Below are 19,771 nucleotides of genomic sequence, written 5' to 3'. Positions count from 1 at the left end.
CGAGGTGAGCAAATGAGAATCGATGTGTCAGAAAAGGGTTTTGAAACGAATATTGAAACGTCTTTGATTGGTGCCGGCTATCATAAGCGGGTACTGGAAGGTGATGCTAGTCGTTTATTTAAAGACCATGCCATTGATGTTGAAGAACTTTTTGCGTTTCTTGAGGGTACGCAGCCGCAGCGCATGCGTATTCTAGAGAAAACCTACGGAGCGGATTATAAAGAAAAAGTCTTTGCTCGTATTGTCGACCAGATCAAAAAGCGTGGGTTGCTGGAGTGCATCCGTAAAGGCATTAAAGACCGTGGAGTCTCACTGGATCTCGCTTATAACAAGCCTCCGACAACGATGAACCGCACACTTTATGAGAAGTATGAAAAAAACCGCTTCAATGTCAGCCGCCAAGTGTATTATTCAAACGATAATCAAAATTCACTCGATATGGTACTGTTTTTAAATGGCTTGCCGCTTGTTGTGATGGAATTGAAAAATCCGCTGACTGGACAAACGGTCGAGCATGCGAAAAAGCAGTTGATGCAGGACCGGAATTCGAAAGAACAGCTATTTCAATCCAATTTACGTTCTATCGTGTATTTCGCTGTAGATCCGGATGAAGTGTATATGACGACTGAGTTAAAAGAGAACGCCACTTATTTCCTTCCATTCAACAAAGGGAATAACGGCGGGAAGGGTAACCCAACTGCCTATCATTCCTATCGCACAAGCTATTTATGGGAAGACATTTTAACACCCGATAGTTTGCTTGATATTGTGTACCGTTTTGTATTCGTGAAAAAGGACGATATTCTGGATTCAAATGGAGAAATGATTGCTGAGCGGAAAATGCTCATTTTTCCACGTTATCACCAGCTGGATGTTGTTCGTGAAATTGAAAAGGATCTACACGAGAAATCAGTTGGTACGAATTATTTGATTCAGCACAGTGCCGGTTCCGGAAAAACTAACTCAATTTCTTGGCTATCTCACCGGTTAGCGAAACTGCACGATGAAAATAACGAAGCGGTTTTCAGCAGCGTTATTGTCATCACTGACCGCCGTGTGCTTGATAAGCAATTACAGGATGCCGTTTATCAGCTTGAGCATAAAGCAGGGATGGTAGAGCGTATTGACAAGGATTCAAGTCAATTGGCGAATGCTATTAATAGCGAAACGCGAATTATTATCACAACACTACAGAAATTCCCGTTCATTATGGAGAAAGTTTCTGGATTAAACCGAAAAAAATATGCCGTTATTATCGATGAAGCGCATTCTTCCCAAGGGGGGAAAGCTTCAGCAGCATTGACGAATATTTTATCAGATAAAACTTTGGAAGATGCGTACGAGGAAGACCGTATTGCAGAAGAGAATATGGACGATACTGAAGAAAAAATCATTGAAACGATTTTAAAAAGCGGCAAGCAGGACAATGTTTCATTCTTCGCGTTTACGGCCACTCCGAAGCCGAAGACCCTTGAAAGATTTGGCACTTTAGGAATTGATGGCAAGCCAAGAGCTTTTCACCTATACTCGATGCGGCAGGCGATTGAAGAACGCTTTATTTTAGATGTGTTGGAGAACTATACCGCATATAAAACGTTCTATAAAATCGCCAAAGAAATTGATGATGATCCATTAGTATCCAAAAAGCAGGCGACGAAAAAGCTAGCACAATACGTGTCATTGCACCCGCATAATATCTCACAGAAAACAGAAATTATCATCGAGCATTACCGCAACTTTACACGCCAAAAAATAGGCGGCCGTGCCAAGGCGATGGTTGTTACAGCGAGCCGCCTGCACGCGGTACGTTATAAAATCGCTTTTGACAAATACATCAGAGATAAAGGTTACGATGATTTAAAAACAATCGTCGCATTTTCAGGAACGGTGAACGACGGAAAAATCCCTTATACAGAACCGGGGATGAACGGCTTCGCTGAAAAAGAATTACCTGATAAGTTCCATTCGGATGACTATAAAGTGCTGCTGGTGGCAGAGAAGTACCAAACAGGTTTTGATGAACCGCTCCTCCATACGATGTATGTAGATAAGCCGTTGAGTGGGATCAAAGCGGTGCAGACATTGTCAAGGTTGAATCGTATGTGTCCAGGCAAGCAGGATACATTCATATTGGACTTTGTAAATGATCCAGAAGAAATTCAGGCATCCTTCCAGCCATATTATGAAGCTACAATCTTGTCGGAAACGACGGATCCGAACTTGTTATATGATCTACAGGCGGATTTGAATCCTTTTCAAGTATATACAGAAGAAGAAGTGCAAGCTGTCAATGAGCTTGAAGTAAGTGCTGGCATCAAGAAGTCAACAAAAGCCCAGACCGAATTGAATGCTTGGCTTGATAAAGGAATTGATCGTTTTAAGAAGCTGTCTGAAGAAGAACAGGAAACTTTTAAAAGTACAGCAACCAAGTTTATTCGTACATATGGATTTGTATTGCAGATTGTCACCTTTATAGATGTCGATTTGCATAAACTCTATATTTATCTAACGTATTTATTACGTAAACTTCCGCGTAAAGATACAGATAAAGATTTATTTATAGCTGATAATGTGGCGTTACAATATTATCGCAATCAGAAAGTATTTGAAGGTAGCATCGAGCTAGAGAAGACAGGCGAAGAAGAACTCGATCCACAAAAACATGGAGCGGGTGGCTTAGCTGAAGATGAGAAAGTAAATCTTTCTTCAATTCTTGATAAATTAAATGAGCTATTTGGAACTGATTTCACAGAGACGGATTTCTTATCACGTGAACAAGTAAAAGAAGATATGTTGGCGAGTGAAGACATTCAACGAAAAGCAAAAAACAACACGAAAGACAATTTCAAATTCGCATTCGAAAAATCCTTCATGGACTTTGTCATCGACCGGATTGGCAGTAATGAGAAGTTCTTTATGAAGATTTTAGAGAACGATGAATTTAAGACGTTTATCATGGAAGATATGATGGATGAGATTTATAGTGAAGTGAATAGCTGAAAAGAATTCTCAAACCGACTTCGAATTAGTAAAGTCGGTTTGAGGATTTTTTAATTTCTGTAATTCTTCTTTTCTTGCTTATAACAATTAACTAAGTGTCCCCGATTCTGACAAGATCTTTGTTGAAGAATCATTCGCTTTCAGAAAAAACGAGCTTAAAAACTTAAATTAAATATAGTTATTTTCTGTAAATATTGTTAAAACATTTATCTTTAAATTAAACGAACATGGTAGAATTATACTAGGAGTTTTGGTGTATTCAAGAGAAGACACAACTTATTTATTTTGAATTTTAACAGGTGATTTATGCGGTGAAGTAAAGACTTGAATTAAAGCCGCGACTTTAGAAATTTTTTACCATAATACTAAGAATAGTAGGGGAACAAATGAACGAAAAAGAGTATATTAACAAGTTGCTAATGCTTTTCAGTGATAGGGAAGAGTTATCAAAATATTTTCTTCCTCATATATTAGAGTTAAAGCATAAATTGGAACGGTGGCAAGACGAGTCGATACGAATTGGGTTAATAGGGGTTACGAGTAGTGGGAAATCCACTTTGCTAAATGCACTGTTGGGTGAAAAAATTTTACCGACTGCGGTTCGTCCAAGTTCTGGCTCAATCATAATCTGTTCTAAAGGAGAACGAACTCAAGCTAAGATTTTTTTTGAAAATGGTGAAACAGAGGTTGTAGATGAAAAAAATATTAAAGTGGTTCTAGAAAAATATGGAGATGAATATAACAATGCGGAAAATAAATATAAAGTAAAAGAAATTCATGTGAAATCGCAGCATTTTCTATTGCCAAGCAGTATTCAAATTATAGATAGTCCAGGTTTGGATGCTTTTGGGTTAGAACGCCACGAGGAAATTACATTATCTACATTGTTGCCGACAATTGACCTTTGCTTGTATGTTGTGACTTTAAAATCAAATTCAGATGCAACAACGAATAAAATATTATCTCAAATTCAAAATCAATTTAAACCAATGATTATTGTGCAAAATATGCTTGATTCTATCGAACCAAAAATCGGTGTAAATGGAATAATTGATAAAACACGTAACCAAATAGCAAAGGAGCATATTGAACGAACGAAACGTATTTTGGATAATGTAGACAAAACCTTACATAAAAATGTCGAGATTGTACAATTGTCTGCTAAACGCGCAATTGATGCGAGAAATGAAAACGATGATAAAAAATTAGAGCAATCACAATTGCATCATTTAGTAGATATGGTTGAGATGTATTGCGAAAAAATAGGACCGCAATTGTTTAAAACAAGAGGACGAGCGTTAGTTCAACAAATGGAAACGATTTTATTAGAAGAAGCAAGGCTCGCAGGAAATCAAGCTGCTTTTGAGCTGGAGATTAAGAGGCTAAAGGGGCAAATTGATAAAGATCTGCAAATGTTGGAACAAGCAAATGGCATACTCAATGACCAGAAAATTACTTTAAAGCACCAATTTTCTAAGTTAAATAGTCAAGTTGAAGTAGAGGCGCGAAATGTTAAAAGCCTGGATGAAAAAGATTTTGTTGGTGCTAAGGCTGCTATATCCATAATTAAAAAGCAAATGAGTGATATTGAAAATGATTTTATTAAGGGAATTAAATTAAAGCACGATAAAATCATGAAATTATTTCAATCTAGTGGTGTGGATTTGAATGAATTAATGCGTGGTCTAGTCACACAAAAAAATACCATTCGCCATACAGAATATTTTAAAACAAGTTCTAAAACGAAACAAATATCAAGAAGAATAAGGTCACAAGGGATATTTGGCGGGGCAAAACGTTTTTTTGGAGGAATTGTTAATAAGGACTGGGGTTATGAAACGGTATACGATAATGTCGAGATTCTTGATAAACAAGAAATATGCCAAAACTTGCAGAGCGTCAGTAAGATTATGCAAGAAGCTTTATATCAAAAAATGGATGAGTGGTCTAATCAGTTAGAGGAAGCCATTTGCAGCTTGCAAATATTGTTAGAGGATAAAAGGGAAGCGATAGTTGAAAAAACACAAGCTCGTAAAAATTTGCAAAGTATAGCATTGATTCTTGATTCCATTCGGCAATTTATTAAAGAATTAGAAAAAGATTTAGCTGCCAATGAAGTGAAGGTGCAACAATCTATTAAAAAGATAAAGCATAATAAACCGATAATGCATTCCGGTAAAGTGGTTAACATGGTCATTGAGCCGGCTGCATATTCACTTTATCAAATGAGCAAATTGGTTGTGAACAATATTTATCATACATCATTTAATCATGTGCAATCAGCTAATAAAGAAATCCAAAGTTATAGCAAAACATTAATAATTAGCTGGGATGAGCATAATTTAATTCAATTTATACATCGCTACCCTTCATTAAAGATAAGTGATCAGGACTTACTGGATTTAAAGAAAATGGGTGTTTTGATAGTAGGGAATTATTGTGTGGTATTGGAAAATGCTCCTGCAATGAATCAACAAACATTAATGAGTTGGATGGAGCAATCCGATTTTAATGCTTACTTATTGGTTAATATTGTGCAAGTTGGTCAAGCGAAGTCACAAATTGTGAAGAGCAAGGTTGTTGCGGAATTAAAAAGGAAACAAGTGTTATGCAACATAGTTATGCAATCCTTTATCGAATTTATAGAAAGTGGTGCCTATGAAGAAGCTGCGGAAATGTTTGATGAAGTAAAAAGCTTGGCAATTTTTAAAGACGGTCTTCGATTAATTAATGATCAAAGCCCGCTGTTTTCGTTAATCCATTTAGAGTTAGATCATTCTGCAACAAAAGTACACCATGCGACAAAACTGACGAACTCCATTGAAAAGACAATGCCTTATTTATTAAGTTCTTCTCATATTGCGTTTGCGTACAAACAATATATTAATGCTGTGTCAAAGAGAAAAGGAGTTATTAGCAAATGACAAAATCTGTGATGATTGAAATTGATGAATCGACTAAAGATATCATGTCGGAATTAGAAGAAAGCATAATGGAAAGTATTAAAAAAAGCTTCTCATCCAGTATAGAAAAATCCATTAAAGATCAAACAGGCAAAATTCAACAAATCAATGAAATCGTCCATGCTGAAATGGAGAATATGAAGGATGAAGTTACTTTATCATTCAAGCCGATTTCCAGAATGTCACGTGACGTGGAAGATACTTTACGCAGTGTTATGAAGCTGGAAAAGCAATATACTACCCAAATGCAAGCGGTACAAACTCTACAACATGAACAACTGGAAATAATTCAAAAAGAAATCTCCAGTTTGATTTATGAATTTGAAAAACAAAACGCTGATCTTTTTAAGGAAGGATTGGATAATTTTAAAAAGAATAATTCACTAATCATAGAAGAATTTGCATTAAAAGTTTCTATTATTGAAAAAGATTATACAAACGATTTAAATGTAATTTTGATTCAAGTAAAAGAACATTTGCAGCTACTTGAAAATGTTGCGACAAAATTATCCCAAAAAGAGGAGTATTTTAATCAGCTGTCAACTCAATTGGACGAGCAAAAAAAGCAACAGCAACGAATGTTTGACGAACAGCAACACCATCTTTCAACAACATCGAATGAAGTAATAAGGAGTCTTCGCGAGGAAGCGGGTATTTTTTCTAATAAGTTAACAACTGAATTAACAACAACGATGAACACATTAAAACTAACACAATCAGTTTCAAATGACGCACTGGCTCAATCACTGAAAACTTCAGAAAAGATACAATCAAAAATATTGGAGGATTCAATAACCACACATCGAGATGAACTGCAATCTAACGCGGAATTTATTTTGGATGCGATAAATCAAAAAATCTCTTCACAAGCTTTTCAAGCTCGTATAAATGAAATGGAATCAACGGTATTAGAGGCAATTGATGCGCAACTTTTATTTGCGAAGCTAGCAGAAATAGAAAAAGATTTAGCATATCAGCGATTGCCATTTTATAAAAAATGGTTTGTCAAAAGGGAGGATTTTTAATGTCGACCGGGATATTTGATGATGAAAAGTTTATTTCAATTATAAATAAAGTACTGCCTGATAAAAATCCTATTACTAACTTTACTTATTACGAAAACTTGAAACATAAAATAAATAATCAGAAAAACGATGAGTTTTATATTCCAGTTCTAGGGATTCAAGGTACAGGAAAAAGCAGTTTTATAAATGCATTGTTAATGGACGATTATATACTGCCGGTAGACGCCGATGAAACTACTTGTGTGCCGGTAGAAGTTCGCTATGGAGATAAAAAAACAGTGGTTCACTTCGAAGATAAAAGCCCAATTACAGTTGAACTCAATAAAGAGATTGAGCAGTACGTACATAATAGCTATAATCCCGGAAACGAAAAGCGCGTAAAATTTATTCAAGTATACAAAAAACATAATCTGCTTCAAAATGGCGTGGTTTTTGTGGATTTGCCAGGCGTTGGAAGTTTAACATCAAGCAATGTGAAAACGACAATGGAATATATAGAAAAACTATCGGCTGCTATTTTTATGATTCGCAGCGTCCCGCCAATTTTAAAAAATGAAGCCAACTTTTTAAAAATGGTTTGGCCAAAGTTATCAAAAGCTTGGTTTGTTCAAAATCGCTGGAATGATGAAACGGACAGCGAAGTAGAAGATGGAAAAAAGTTTAATATCGACATTTTAGATAAAATTCAAGGATCCTATAAAATGAATGGTTCTATGGAAATTAAAATTATTAACGTGTACTCGGCTCTGACAGGTAAATTTACTAAGAACCAACAGCAAATTGATGCTTCCGGTATGCCGGTATTTCAAAAGTTTGTTTCAGAAATCACCAGTAATTGGCGCACGATGATTAATGATGAAAAAGAAAATTTAGCAAAACAGGCTATTCTCGATATAACAACAGCCATTCAACAGCAAATTAAACTTTATGAAAAAGGCCCAGAAGAGCATTATGAATTTTTGCGTGAGCAAGAATGCATCATGCAAGAAAAGCTCGCTGAAAATAATAAAGTATTACGTGAACTAAAGAGTATGCTGCGCAAAGAAGAAGGTGAAATAACATCTTGGATTGAATCCAAAGCACAAAGATATACAGAAAATTTACGTGCATCGATACGCCAAGTGGTGAAATCGAATGTTGTAGACGGAAGTCGTCTAGTGGCTGCTTTTAAAGACCATCAAACCGATATTGCCGATGAGGCAATGGAATTATATCTTGAAAAAATAACAGAATTAAAGCTGGAAGTTCAAATTTACTACGATTCCATTCAAATTCAACAACCAGATGGGGAATTTATCAATTTTGAAGAATTTAATAAGAAAGAAAAACTAAAAGTAGAAAAAACAATTCCAACAGCTATTTCTCTTGGCATAGGTGTCGGAACACTTCTATTGTTTTCTAACCCCGTCGGTTGGGCAGCACTGGCAACGGGAACGATCGCTGGCCTTATCGGGACTTTTATAGGCAGCAAATCAAAAAAATATGTCCAAGAAAACCGCCAACGTGAAACTATGAGTGAACTAGAACCAAAAATTCAAGATTTTGCGAGAAATCTAGAAAATTCTTTGAAAATCAATTTACGTGACTTCGTTTTGCATATTGAAAAAACGATTGAGCTAGTTACAGAGCAGCAAGCAGAAATGCTGGAAAAAATATACCAAGAAGTCCGCGACATGCGTTTTGTTGAAATCGATGAATATGAGGCGAAAAAGAAGGCTTTAGAAGATGATCTAGTATTTATACACTCGCTCGGAGAACTAATATGAATTTATTAGAAAATATGAGCAGTATTAAAATATTTGTAGATAAACTTCAAAGCGAGTCTTTTTCCGCAATGTTTAAGCTCTTACAAGAACGTGTAGAATATCCTGAAAGCTTTGTTACAATGCTAGGAGAAACAAGTTCTGGAAAATCATCACTAATTAATGGTCTATTAGGACAAGAAGTAATTTATACTTCTGCCAGGCCAACAACGGGAACAATTGTTGAATTATATGAATATGATATTGATGAAAAAATTACTCCATATGCAATAATGCGCAATGCGAAGCTGCGCAAACTATCAGATGCACAGTTTCACGAGCAGTGTTTATTGCCAAATGAGGATGTTCTGCGCCTTCGCTTACATGTGCCTGTAATGCCGCGCCAACTTCAAGGCATGCGATTGTTCGACACCCCTGGTTATGGTTCGATACATGATAAGCATCAGGAAGTATTGACACAATTTGTTCCAAACAGCGACGTTATCATTTATGTTGTAAATTATCGTGTAGGGATCGGCGAAGCGGATGCTGAATTCCTTCAGTATATTTCTGATTATCTGCAAGAAGAGTTGACTTGCTTTTTAGTAATCAATCGTGTGCCAGAGGGAATAACTGATGAAAACGTTCGTATCAAGGAAATTATTGCATATGCTAAAGATTTGTTGCATGTAGATATTAAACATTTCCTTGTACAATCAATCTCAGGGAATGAAGCAAAGCTGCCAGAAGCACCGGATTTATGGGATGCGGTTAGAAACGAAATCCAATCACCAGAGCGCCAACAACTTGTTAACGAGGTACTGTTAAACTATCAAATTCAGTTGATCCAAGATATTCAATTAGAATGGCAAAAGAAAGTTGTGGGGGTCCGGTTATCCGATGAATCGATTCAACAAGTGCAACAAGAAATCGAAGAGTTGAAGGATAAACAAAAGGAAGCGTATGAGTTAATCCATAAAACATTTAATGGAATAGAAATGAATTTGAAGCGCCTCTTTGAATCAGCCAATTATCATATGGGCCAATCTATTTCTAGCGAAATAAAAAATGCAAACAAGTGGACTTCTGCTGAGGAATGTATTGGCTATACCAGCGCTCATTTAATGCCGAGATATGAAAAGCTAGAACGTAGAAAAATTACGGATTATATAGATCAGGAATTAACGATTTTAAATGAAAAATTAAATGAATTGATAAATCAGGCTTTTATCAACTTTACAAAAAACATAGAAATAATATCAAATGACTTTGAACCAATTATTGAAGGTTTTTCAAAAAAAATTGCCACCAAAACAACGGATACATTATTAAAATCCTTTTTGTCAAAGTTTGGAGGACGTGGTGGTGCTGGAGCAGGCGTTGCTAACTTAGGGAAAAAGGTAATGAAAAAAGCTGGAGATTTAATGAATAAAAAATTCACACGTGATCAATATAACCAATTAGCTAAAGTCTTAAAGAAAGTTGGGGCTACCTCTACCCGTAATTTAACAATTGCGGTCACGATTGTACTGGAAGGAGCTTTCTATATTTTTGAAGCAAACCGATGGCAAGGAAGGCTTTTGAAAGATGTCCAAAAAGCCCTCAATACTTGGCAAAAAGAAACCATAAAAGAGGTTCAGTCGGATATGGCAGAATTGCGCCAAACAAATATTGAAATAGTGGAAGAGTGTTTTGACGAGTTGATTTCCACATTTGATCATTTGGACAATACACTCGAAATTAAAGAAATAGATGCTTGGCAAGAAGAAATTGACAGTCTTCAAGATTTAATAAATGATATGACAAGGGGTTAATATAATGAGTACTCGACGGAGAAGCTTAGAAATTGAAGATGTTGTTTATACAGGTGAAATTCTTGAAAGTAATGCAACGATGTCGCCAACATACGATAATGAATTAGAAAAACTGCAGCATAATAATAACCATGAGTTGAATATTAAAAAAGTCGAGATGGTTGCGGATTTGGTAAAGGCTGCTAGCAAAATCGTTGATATTATTTCTGTGCGAGAGACAAGCAAAGCGAAAGTACAGGAAATGGATGCGGAAATTCGCCGTTTCAAAGCAGAGACAAAGCGAGAAGTGGCTACTTTGAAAGAGAAACGCAAAACAATTGTTTCAAAAGGTGAAATCGTAAGTGATTTATTAGCAAAGTTGGCACCAATTTTAATGGCTAAAGATTTGGATGTAGAGTCTAAAAAAATTGCTGCGGAAACGTTTGAAAAAGTAATTAAAGAGGCTATTGCCGAAAATGAATAAGTTTGAAATTGTCCATATTGTTCTTGCTTTAATCGAACAAAATGAAATCCATAAAGCCAAAAAAGTAATCGCGGATAAAAAAACAGAATTAAGAATTTCTGAAGTGAATGGTGTACGCAAGGAAATCAATGAAATTATTCGCTCAATCAAACAGATTGATAAAGAATTACTGGTTTTTAAATTAAAAAAGATGAAGCTGCAAGAACTATGCCCTGAAATATCTTTTGATTTGGAGAGCTATATAAATGGTCTTTCTAATACAAGAGCCGCATTAGTAAAGCAAAAAATGAAACTTGCAAAACAAAGTGGCAGAGGACTGGAAATTAAAAAAAAGTTTTATTAATACGCGTGATGTTTTAATCTGAAAATCACTCTGTTTATAAAGAATTCTAAATTGTGCATAGCTTTCAAGATTTGAGAGATTAGGTTAGAAAGCTTTATATAGTACGCTTTTTAATTTGCTGATAACTTGCAGAAGTAGAGGAAGTAGGAATTTCATTTAAGTTGCAAGTGAAATTTTGATACTCATATTTAACTTTTCGCTACCAAGAGAAAGAAACAAATGATGAACTCAAATTCGTCATTGTCCACGATATGTGGCTAACCGGAGTTGATGGCTGAGAATATAAGAGATAGCTATAGTAGGAGATGTCATAATGAGTAATCTTGTTGATAGTAATATTACGATTTACGAGGCATTACAAAATATTAAAACAGGTAGATACATAATGCCAGCTTTTCAAAGGCAATACGTTTGGAGCATGGGACAGATTGAAAAACTATGGGACTCCATTTTATTGGATTATCCAATTGCGACATTTTTGTTCTGGCATATTGATAATTCGAACGTGTCCAGGGATACATATTTTTGCAACTTCTTAACTGACGTTACTTTTGATAGCAGAAAGTCAGCTGACAGCACCAATTATGAGCTGACAAGTATAAATGTCAAAACTACGGATACTGCCATATTAGATGGACAACAGCGCTTAACCTCACTGTACTTGTCTTTATTTGGAGAAGCTTTCATTCGGCCGAAAAATGCCCGTAAAAAAGGCGGAGATAAAACAGTCACCAAGCTGTTGATTGAACTGAGTAAAAATAAAATTGATATGGATGAAGAAGAATATAACAGCAAAAAGTTCGATATTAAATTCAGTGAAAAGATTGGCCGAATCAGTCCGACTCAATTCGAATTAAAAAACATTCTAAATGAGAAATTTCAAAAAGAAGAGACAAGGGAAGCGGCAATTGAAGAAGCAATTGTAAACGTTCCAGCAGATAGTAAAGACTATGCTCGGACTATTTTACAGAAGCTTTATAAGAAAATATTTGAAGAAAAATTGATAAGGTATGCTGAAATTACAGATATGAATCAGGACGATGCCTTGGAGATGTTTGTTAGATTTAATAGTGGAGGGAAGCCGCTCCGCAAGTCTGACATTACTATGTCAATTCTTGAAGCTTACTGGCCAAGTGCAAGAAGTGAATTCGGGAAAATTCTGGTTGACTCATACGAAGGGTATGATACTGATTTTGTAATTCGAGCGGCACTCATGTTGTATGGTGATGTGGTTAAATCCAATATCAATAAAGGCATTGCAGAAACGCTGAAAAATGATTGGGTTGAGTTTAAGAAAGCATTAAATAATCTGGAGAATTTACTTAAAGAATTAAAAATTGAAGTTAGTCACTTTTCAAATAGCTGGAACGTGCTGCTCCCCATTATTTATACTATTTATTATAACCATGAATACAGCGCCAACTTAGTTGCGATTCGTGCCTACCTGTTAAGAGCCATATTCTTCACTTATTTCCAATCAGGAACCACCGGAAAATTGCAGCAAATGAAAAGCAATATTAACAGTTTTGACTATGAAATCACAATCGAAATGTTAAACCAGATAAACGATTTACGCGTCACAGAGGGTAAAATAGAAGATGTTTTAAACATGGAAAAAGGTAGCAGAGTTGCAGGAGAAGTCCTTTATTATTTAAATCTGGAGTGGAGAAACAAAAGCTTCAAGTACGAGCAAGATCATCTTCATCCGGACAACCGCTTTAACGGCAGTAAGCCCCCTGCAATTTCAATATCGGATTGGAAAAACTGGCGAGGGTTGCGCAATAAATTGCCAAACCTCCATTTGTTGGAAGGCAGAAGTAATGGAAGCAAAAACGATATGAGGCTTGTAGATTATTACAATGATATGAACAATGAGCAAAAAGAAAGGTTTTTTGAAGAAGCGATGATTTCGGGGGATGTTTCGCTGGAGTTTGAAGAGTTCGAGAAATTCTACGAATCACGGAAATTGGTCTTAACTAAAAAAATCCGAGAATTGCTTGGATAAAAGAGCAGATTATGCAAAATGCAAAACTGCAGTGGGTTATAGATAGAAAAAAACTAGATACTGATAACACCTAATTAATCAGCTCTTAGGTAAAGAAGCAATTCTGCAGACTTCTATACTACACTACTATTGAATGCAGAAAAGTATCCAAAATCGATTTTAGAAATAGAAAATAAAATCTTGAAATCAATAACAAAGATAGCTGTTTCCTCATCCTTACTTATTTAAAAGGTGTGATTCAAATAGAAACAAAACTAATCATTTTACGAGGAAATTCTGGAAGTGGAAAGACGACAATAGCGAAAAGTCTCCAAAATCATTTTGGAGAAGGAACTCTCCTAGTTTCACAAGATATGGTACGACGAGATATGCTGATGGTTCGGGATCGGGAAGGAAATATATCGCTGGAATTAATCAAACAAATTACTGAGTATGGCAAAGACAGGTGTAAAATTGTTATTTTGGAAGGCATTTTTAAGAAACAACTATATGAGAAAATGCTGCTCGATTTAATCTTATTCTATAACAACAACGTTTATGTTTATTATTTTGATTTGCCTTTCGAGGAAACAGTTCAACGCCATAATTCTCGTTCTTTGGCAAAGGTATTTGGGGAAGATTCGTTGAAATCCTGGTGGCTTCCTGAGGATCATCTTGGTGTAGAAGGTGAAAAAGCTCTGACTAAAGATATGACGCAGAAAGATATAAAGAATTTAATTTTACAGCAGCTAGAAGTTTAGTCCTCCATATAATTTGTCCTAGCTTATCAGATTTTTAAACTATGTTGCATTCTTAATTTTAAGTATCATTCATTGCCTAAGATAAAGACCTTATAAGAATGGAGAGCTGAAGCTAACAAATAGCATCAGCTCTCCACTTTTATTTTTAAAGTAATTTGTAATTTAAAAAAATTTACAGTAAAAGATAAGGTGAAATAATCAATTCTTAAATACTAGATTAATAGTTCAGATTTATAAGTATATAACGAAAAAGTTGTGGTATGGTAAATATATGGAAAAGTTTGCCGTAGTAGAGTGTGAAAATTGAGAGGACTGGAGGAAAAGTGAAATGGACTTTGAACTCACTTTTACATTAGTATTAATTGGTTTAATTCTAGGAGTAGTGGTGGCATTTTTCATCAGTAAAAATAAGGAGAAGAACATTAAAAGGACGATTTGGGGAATCACATTAATGATTGTGGTAGCTCCTTTATTTAGCTGGTTGGTTTCTCAACTATATGGGATATATGAAGAAAGTGGTTGGGCAGCCGTAGCTTTATCAGCTATTTTATTTCCTGTCATTTTTCTGGTTGGTTTAATAGTTTGGCTAACAGCGGTTTTTCAAAAGAAGAAAGAAAAAGCTTGAAGTTAATAGATTAAATATAAAAAATTTTATATTACTCTATTTAATCTTTCACTGATAACTAAAATAGCAGCGAATAATAAATAATGAATTTTAATTAATACTGATACTTTATTCCGCATTTTAATGGAGATGAACTCATGATTTCACAGGCTCTTATTTTACAAGACAACAGTATCTTAATGGTTAAACAGTATGTGCAAAGGGGAGACGTTGTTTGGAATTATCCAGGCGGAGGAATAGAAGAAGGCGAAACACCAGAACAGGCATGTATTAGAGAGGTAAAAGAAGAAACAGGATATGACGTCGTAATTAAGAAGCTGCTATTCGAGAAATCCGATAAATATACTTTTATTGCGGAGATAACAGGAGGTAAGCTTTACTTGGATTCTACACATGTAGCCAATAGCGATATAATCGATGTTGCTTGGATTTCGAGAGATGAACAAAGAATATTCGATAACATTACCGCTCCGTTATTAAAACTCTTAATCGATTAAAAATGAAGCATGCGTGATGAATGATATTTTTTATTATTATAGATTGCCAGAAGGAGGGGCGTCATGGAGAGCGAAGACCAAGAAGCAAAACGCCATATTGAATTGAAAAACAAATACTTAGCTGACCTTGAAACGAATTTAGCGGGTTCGAGAAAAGAAGGATTTAAAGAAGGTAAAGAAAGTGTTCTAAAGACGATTATAAAAAATAGACCGGAAATGTCTTCGGAAAGCATCGCAGAAATGTTGGAGATTGACATTGATCAGGTGAAGCGATGTAGAGAAGAATTAAGCAGGCAAAACGGAAGCTGAATATGGAGGATATTTTTTTTGTGTACAGTAGTAGTCTTACCAGTATTTCTAATCAATGAGCAGAGTTTCTACTATATAATAAAGGTTAAAATATGACTAAATAAAACTTATCTCCGTAAGCAATTTTTATAAACCTAGTCAAAACCGTGGTCAGTGTTTTAAAAGGGGATGTAGAAACACTTGAAAACACTGGTATAACTGCATTTTTAACGGAAGCGGGTTCGACTCCCGCCGTCTCCATAGTGAGATAGCTGCTATATGCAGTGGTATCAAGGTTTTAAGAAGTTAGGGATATTGTACGGGAGTTGAACTCTTGTGCGATATCCCTATTTTCATCCCTACATGTTTTATCGATTTTATATTATTATCTTCTAATTTATTAAAATTAGAAGATTTTTTTTCGGGCAAAAAACATGGGGAAGCATTCACATTAAGGTTGATAAGGAAGCAAAAAGTTGCTCGAATGGAAAGGCAATAAGTTGGCAATCGTATTACTTCTATATATACATGGAACTGATACGATAAAGTTCTCCTTTCATGGCTAGACTGTCTATGGGCAGCTTATACGTAACTTTAAAATGACTAAAAAGGATTTCCCCTTTGTTTAGCGAATAAGACTTAATTGAAGAAAGGACAGATCAAGTGGGCAAAGAATCTGGAATAGAGTTTAACGAAAATAATTAATAAAGGGAAGAAGGAGGTGAGTATGTGTTGGAAAAGCTTAGAAAAGTTAAGTTGAAAACGGCTGTATTAATGGGGCTTTGTTTTTACGCTTTGACGATCTTAATACAAGTGCTTATTATGACTGGGATGATTCCTTTAACATGGGTTAATGGCGGAAGATCAGAATCTTTAGAAACTCAGCTTCCACTATCCATTGTCAATATCCTTATTTCTATTATTGGAGTGGCTTTTACAATTATGGTTGGGAGAAACATGTTTCGTAGATATAAAAGTGGAATAACCATTGTAGCTTGGATTTTTGTAGCATTATGGTCTTTTGGGTTTATACAGCAATTGTTAGGGACTCCTTTTGAAAAAATGGTAATGTCGTTACTATTGCTTCTTGGTGTGATTTCGAGCATACGTATGGCGATTGAAAAAAGAGTGGCAGTTACCTCTATTATGAAAAAATGAATCAAAGGCATTTGTTAAAGAAGTTTTGAAAAAGAATATATTCAAAAGCAAGTATATGTATTTTTGTGAACGGGCAGCTAAACTTAACGCATGGAAGAGCGATAAGGGGGACCACTAACCGTGGCAAATGACAATAACAAATTACGCCACTCATTCGAACAAGCCGCCTCTATCTACCAGCAAGCCCGCCCAGACTATCCGGAGGAACTGTTCAATGATTTAATTCAAGCAGCACATCTGAATCCAGGCGATCATTTGCTGGAAATCGGCTGTGCGACAGGAAAAGCGACGCTTCCTTTGGCCAAGCGGGGGTACGCGATTACTGGCATCGAACTTGGTGCAGACCTTGCAGCGGCTGCCCGGCAAAACCTTGCAGGTAGGGACGTGGACATCATCAACGGAAATTTCGAAGACTGGGAGCCGGAGGTTGGGCAAAAGTTTAACTTGGTGTTTGCGGCGACTGCTTGGAAATGGATCGACCCTGAAGTGAAATATCTTAAGGCGTGGCAAGTCCTAGCGCCAGGCGGACATCTCGCTTTTTGGAATGCTGAACATGTTTTTGCAGAAGGTGGGGATCCGTTTTTCCGTGAAATACAGGACGTTTATGCTGAAATCGGAGAAGGGAAACCGGTGGATGACAACAATTGGCCGCGTCCCGGAGAATTGCAGGAGCAACGAGACGAAATAGAGAAAAACGACTTGTTCGAAGTCGTCCACCTTCGGCATTTTCATTGGCAGCTGACTTATCATGTAGAAGAATACATTCAACTGCTCAAAACTTTTTCAGGACACATTTTAATGGAGAAATGGAAGCGAGAAAAACTGTTCAGCGAAATCCGTTTCCGTTTGAATCAGCGCCCCGGTCAGTCGGTCCAGCGGGATTGGGGCGCTGTTCTTCATGTCGCCCGAAGAAAAGAGTGAAGGCAAGAGCTTAAAAATTAACGCTACGCCAATTTAAAAAGGAATGGTGAGACTGGAAATCAGTTTCACCATTCCTTTTTGTATATTACTTTATTGCGTAAATACCGGTCCATAGGCTTTCGGCATCGGTTGCAACAATTCTTGGCGTGCAATAGTTGTATCAAAATTAGGATGATGCGCTTCGATCAATGTTAAGGTCTCAGCCAATACGTCACGAAGCTGTTTCACCGCGATTTCCGGCGGTTCTTTAAACATTGTTTGGAGACGAACCTCGATGTTTTCCGGTTTAAGCTCTAATTCATTCAAGCGTTTGTAAATCCATTTATACGTTGGGAAATAGGATTTGTTTAATGCGAGAAGCAGGATAAACAAGCTGCATTGGATGTTGCTGAGCATGTTGTAGAAGGCTGTCGGGTTGTCGCGCTTTGCTTCAAAGTATATATGCCGCAGGTGGAAATGGGGCAAATAGTCGTTGAAAAAGCGTTCGGTCAGTATCAGCGGATAGTTTTCCACTCGGTTTTTCCAAGGTTGGATATAGTCACGGCCGTACAGAGGAATGCAAAAGCGCATCGTGTCGACAATGTTGCTGGCGTCTAAATCGATGCTTGCATCATCTACAACGCTTGCGAAGCTTGCTTCTTCAATAGAAGAGACTTTGTACCAAATATCGACTGGGAATCCGTCGATAATCAATGCGTTGTGGTAAGAAGAATGTGTTTCGGGATAGCGATGATCGGCTTTTAACTTAGAGGAAATCTCTTGTTTGATTTGCATGCCTGGATCTTTGTCCCAATATAAAAAAAGCTCCAAATCGGAATAGCTGTCTGCGTAGTTCCTGGCAGCCGAACCGCCCACTACGATCGCACGAACGCCTGGGTAATGCGACAACTGCTTTGTCAGGTTTTGAGCGATGGTTAATCGCCATTTTGAGTGGATGTTCACAGAGCGGATTCCTCCTTTGCTATTAGCGTTAACTATACCTAGTGTAGAACAAGTTAAGCGCATCAAGCAAAACTAATGAGTGAGACGCCTTCCTATACCCGCTTAAAAAATGAAAAAGCGGGTAATTTACTATTGTCTTCATTATTTAAAATACAATGCTTTTCATAGGAGGATATCATGGAATACATTTATCTCGGAAACTCAGGTTTGCGTGTCCCGAAATACATACTTGGAACAGTCCCGTTCAGTGGGACGAATGGCTTTGAAGCAGCGGGCGATATTAAAGAAGACGTGGCACGCCGGATGGTGGATATGTCTTTGGACGCAGGCATCAATATGTTTGATACGGCGAATCTCTATTCAAAAGGAGACGCGGAGCGGGTGCTTGGCGCAGCAATCAAAGGCCGGCGCGACAAAGTGCTGTTGACATCAAAAACTGGTTTTCCGATGGACAACCCAAATGCACGCGGCGCTTCCCGCAATAATATTTTAACTTCTATTGCCCAGTCGCTCGAGCGGCTGGGCACAGATTACCTTGATTTGTACTTTGTCCATTTATGGGACGGGCAGACGCCGATTGAAGAAACGGTGGAAACGATGACAGGCCTGGTGAAATCCGGGAAAATCCGCCATTGGGGCGTTTCCAACTACAGTGGATGGGCGCTTGCGAGAACTTTTTCCATCGCTGAAGGTCCCGGGTTTATTCCACCGATCACACAGCAAATTTACTATACACCGGAAGCGCGAGAAGCGGAATACGAACTTTTGCCAGCGGGAAAAGAGCTCGGCATCGGTTCGATGATTTGGAGTCCGCTCGGCGAAGGGCTGCTGAACGGAAAAATTGGGCGCGGTAAACAAGCTCCTGAAAACACGCGCCAAGGCGCCGGGTGGCCGGAGCCTTGGGTGCAGAACCAAGAGCGCCTGTACCAGGTGATTGATGCGCTGGAAGAAGTTGCGGCGAACCACAATGCTTCCGTTCCGCAAATCGCATATGCGTGGGTGCGGGACCGTCCGAATGTTGGACCGATCGTCATTGCAGCGCGCAACGAAAAGCAATTGAAAGAAAACATTGCTTCGTTTGAAATCAAGCTGACTGCGGAAGAACAAGACCGGATCGAATTGGCTGCGCGGCCAGTGCCGATTTATCCGCTTTGGCACCGGGCGATGAGTGCTCCTGATATGGCGAGCCCGTCAGAAATTGCGTATTTAAAAGGCTATCGACAATCCATGAAAATCGACGAATAA

General features: G+C 37.2%; 16 protein-coding genes and 1 tRNA gene. 16 read left to right on the top strand and 1 reads right to left on the bottom strand.

Going from position 1 to position 19,771, the window contains the following annotated elements; genetic code table 11:
- Window positions 1-12 precede the first annotated feature (12 nt).
- From ACRRQV_RS15700 to ACRRQV_RS15630, 15 genes are all read left to right on the top strand, one after another.
- Window positions 13-3,000: a type I restriction endonuclease subunit R gene (locus tag ACRRQV_RS15700; RefSeq protein WP_432532582.1), complete on the top strand. Its 2,988-nt coding sequence runs from the start codon at window positions 13-15 to the stop codon at window positions 2,998-3,000.
- Between the two features lie 386 nt (window positions 3,001-3,386).
- On the top strand, window positions 3,387-5,924 hold the full coding sequence (locus ACRRQV_RS15695) for a dynamin family protein (protein ID WP_432532580.1): 2,538 nt from the start codon (window positions 3,387-3,389) through the stop codon (window positions 5,922-5,924).
- A gap of 11 nt (window positions 5,925-5,935) precedes the next feature.
- Window positions 5,936-6,988 carry a hypothetical protein gene (locus ACRRQV_RS15690; RefSeq protein WP_432532578.1) on the top strand — a complete coding sequence of 351 codons (1,053 nt, stop codon included), beginning with the start codon at window positions 5,936-5,938 and terminating at the stop codon, window positions 6,986-6,988.
- Complete coding sequence (locus ACRRQV_RS15685) at window positions 6,988-8,754, top strand: dynamin family protein (RefSeq protein ID WP_432532576.1); 1,767 nt, start codon at window positions 6,988-6,990, stop codon at window positions 8,752-8,754. Before ACRRQV_RS15690 ends, ACRRQV_RS15685 begins: the two co-directional genes overlap by 1 nt.
- Entirely contained in the window at window positions 8,751-10,544 is a 1,794-nt protein-coding gene (locus tag ACRRQV_RS15680) for a dynamin family protein (protein ID WP_432532574.1), read from the top strand. The genes ACRRQV_RS15685 and ACRRQV_RS15680 overlap by 4 nt, the downstream gene beginning before the upstream one ends.
- A 4-nt stretch (window positions 10,545-10,548) precedes the next feature.
- Window positions 10,549-11,007: a hypothetical protein gene (locus ACRRQV_RS15675; RefSeq protein ID WP_432532572.1), complete on the top strand. Its 459-nt coding sequence runs from the start codon at window positions 10,549-10,551 to the stop codon at window positions 11,005-11,007.
- Window positions 11,000-11,350, top strand: a complete 351-nt coding sequence (locus ACRRQV_RS15670; protein WP_432532570.1) for a hypothetical protein — start codon at window positions 11,000-11,002, stop codon at window positions 11,348-11,350. Before ACRRQV_RS15675 ends, ACRRQV_RS15670 begins: the two co-directional genes overlap by 8 nt.
- 313 nt (window positions 11,351-11,663) lie before the next feature.
- Window positions 11,664-13,355: a DUF262 domain-containing protein gene (locus ACRRQV_RS15665; RefSeq protein WP_432532568.1), complete on the top strand. Its 1,692-nt coding sequence runs from the start codon at window positions 11,664-11,666 to the stop codon at window positions 13,353-13,355.
- Window positions 13,356-13,597: 242 nt separating this feature from the next.
- The gene (locus ACRRQV_RS15660; protein WP_432532873.1) at window positions 13,598-14,095 is read left to right on the top strand and encodes a kinase; all 498 of its coding nucleotides are present in this window, start codon (window positions 13,598-13,600) and stop codon (window positions 14,093-14,095) included.
- Window positions 14,096-14,423: 328 nt separating this feature from the next.
- The gene (locus ACRRQV_RS15655; RefSeq protein WP_432532566.1) at window positions 14,424-14,720 is read left to right on the top strand and encodes a hypothetical protein; all 297 of its coding nucleotides are present in this window, start codon (window positions 14,424-14,426) and stop codon (window positions 14,718-14,720) included.
- 137 nt (window positions 14,721-14,857) lie between these two features.
- On the top strand, window positions 14,858-15,217 hold the full coding sequence (locus ACRRQV_RS15650) for an NUDIX domain-containing protein (protein WP_432532564.1): 360 nt from the start codon (window positions 14,858-14,860) through the stop codon (window positions 15,215-15,217).
- Window positions 15,218-15,280: 63 nt separating this feature from the next.
- A complete protein-coding gene (locus tag ACRRQV_RS15645; protein ID WP_432532562.1) occupies window positions 15,281-15,526 on the top strand; it encodes a hypothetical protein in 246 nt (81 codons plus the stop codon).
- Window positions 15,527-15,690: 164 nt separating this feature from the next.
- Window positions 15,691-15,766 (top strand) — tRNA-OTHER (locus ACRRQV_RS15640).
- A gap of 468 nt (window positions 15,767-16,234) precedes the next feature.
- On the top strand, window positions 16,235-16,663 hold the full coding sequence (locus tag ACRRQV_RS15635; protein ID WP_432532560.1) for a hypothetical protein: 429 nt from the start codon (window positions 16,235-16,237) through the stop codon (window positions 16,661-16,663).
- Window positions 16,664-16,783: 120 nt separating this feature from the next.
- Window positions 16,784-17,584 carry a class I SAM-dependent methyltransferase gene (locus ACRRQV_RS15630; RefSeq protein ID WP_432532558.1) on the top strand — a complete coding sequence of 267 codons (801 nt, stop codon included), beginning with the start codon at window positions 16,784-16,786 and terminating at the stop codon, window positions 17,582-17,584.
- A 90-nt stretch (window positions 17,585-17,674) separates the two neighbouring features.
- Here the strand turns inward: ACRRQV_RS15630 and ACRRQV_RS15625 are convergent, their stop codons facing one another.
- Window positions 17,675-18,526: a nucleotidyltransferase domain-containing protein gene (locus ACRRQV_RS15625; RefSeq protein WP_432532556.1), complete on the bottom strand. Its 852-nt coding sequence runs from the start codon at window positions 18,524-18,526 to the stop codon at window positions 17,675-17,677.
- 177 nt (window positions 18,527-18,703) lie between these two features.
- Between ACRRQV_RS15625 and ACRRQV_RS15620 the strand changes: the two genes are divergently transcribed.
- Entirely contained in the window at window positions 18,704-19,771 is a 1,068-nt protein-coding gene (locus ACRRQV_RS15620) for an aldo/keto reductase (protein ID WP_432532554.1), read from the top strand.

This window comes from Planococcus sp. YIM B11945 (genome assembly GCF_050864155.1).
In the GTDB taxonomy this organism is placed as follows: domain Bacteria; phylum Bacillota; class Bacilli; order Bacillales_A; family Planococcaceae; genus Planococcus.
Note: the sequence above shows the minus strand (reverse complement) of the source record. Positions and strands in the feature narration are given on the sequence as shown.

Coding starts and splice junctions, on each gene's coding strand:
- ACRRQV_RS15650 (WP_432532564.1), top strand. CDS start 14,858: ATGATTTCACAGGCTCTTATTTTACAAGACAACAGTATCTTAATGGTT.
- ACRRQV_RS15675 (WP_432532572.1), top strand. CDS start 10,549: ATGAGTACTCGACGGAGAAGCTTAGAAATTGAAGATGTTGTTTATACA.
- ACRRQV_RS15700 (WP_432532582.1), top strand. CDS start 13: ATGAGAATCGATGTGTCAGAAAAGGGTTTTGAAACGAATATTGAAACG.
- ACRRQV_RS15685 (WP_432532576.1), top strand. CDS start 6,988: ATGTCGACCGGGATATTTGATGATGAAAAGTTTATTTCAATTATAAAT.
- ACRRQV_RS15695 (WP_432532580.1), top strand. CDS start 3,387: ATGAACGAAAAAGAGTATATTAACAAGTTGCTAATGCTTTTCAGTGAT.
- ACRRQV_RS15655 (WP_432532566.1), top strand. CDS start 14,424: ATGGACTTTGAACTCACTTTTACATTAGTATTAATTGGTTTAATTCTA.
- ACRRQV_RS15680 (WP_432532574.1), top strand. CDS start 8,751: ATGAATTTATTAGAAAATATGAGCAGTATTAAAATATTTGTAGATAAA.
- ACRRQV_RS15620 (WP_432532554.1), top strand. CDS start 18,704: ATGGAATACATTTATCTCGGAAACTCAGGTTTGCGTGTCCCGAAATAC.
- ACRRQV_RS15670 (WP_432532570.1), top strand. CDS start 11,000: ATGAATAAGTTTGAAATTGTCCATATTGTTCTTGCTTTAATCGAACAA.
- ACRRQV_RS15690 (WP_432532578.1), top strand. CDS start 5,936: ATGATTGAAATTGATGAATCGACTAAAGATATCATGTCGGAATTAGAA.
- ACRRQV_RS15665 (WP_432532568.1), top strand. CDS start 11,664: ATGAGTAATCTTGTTGATAGTAATATTACGATTTACGAGGCATTACAA.
- ACRRQV_RS15645 (WP_432532562.1), top strand. CDS start 15,281: ATGGAGAGCGAAGACCAAGAAGCAAAACGCCATATTGAATTGAAAAAC.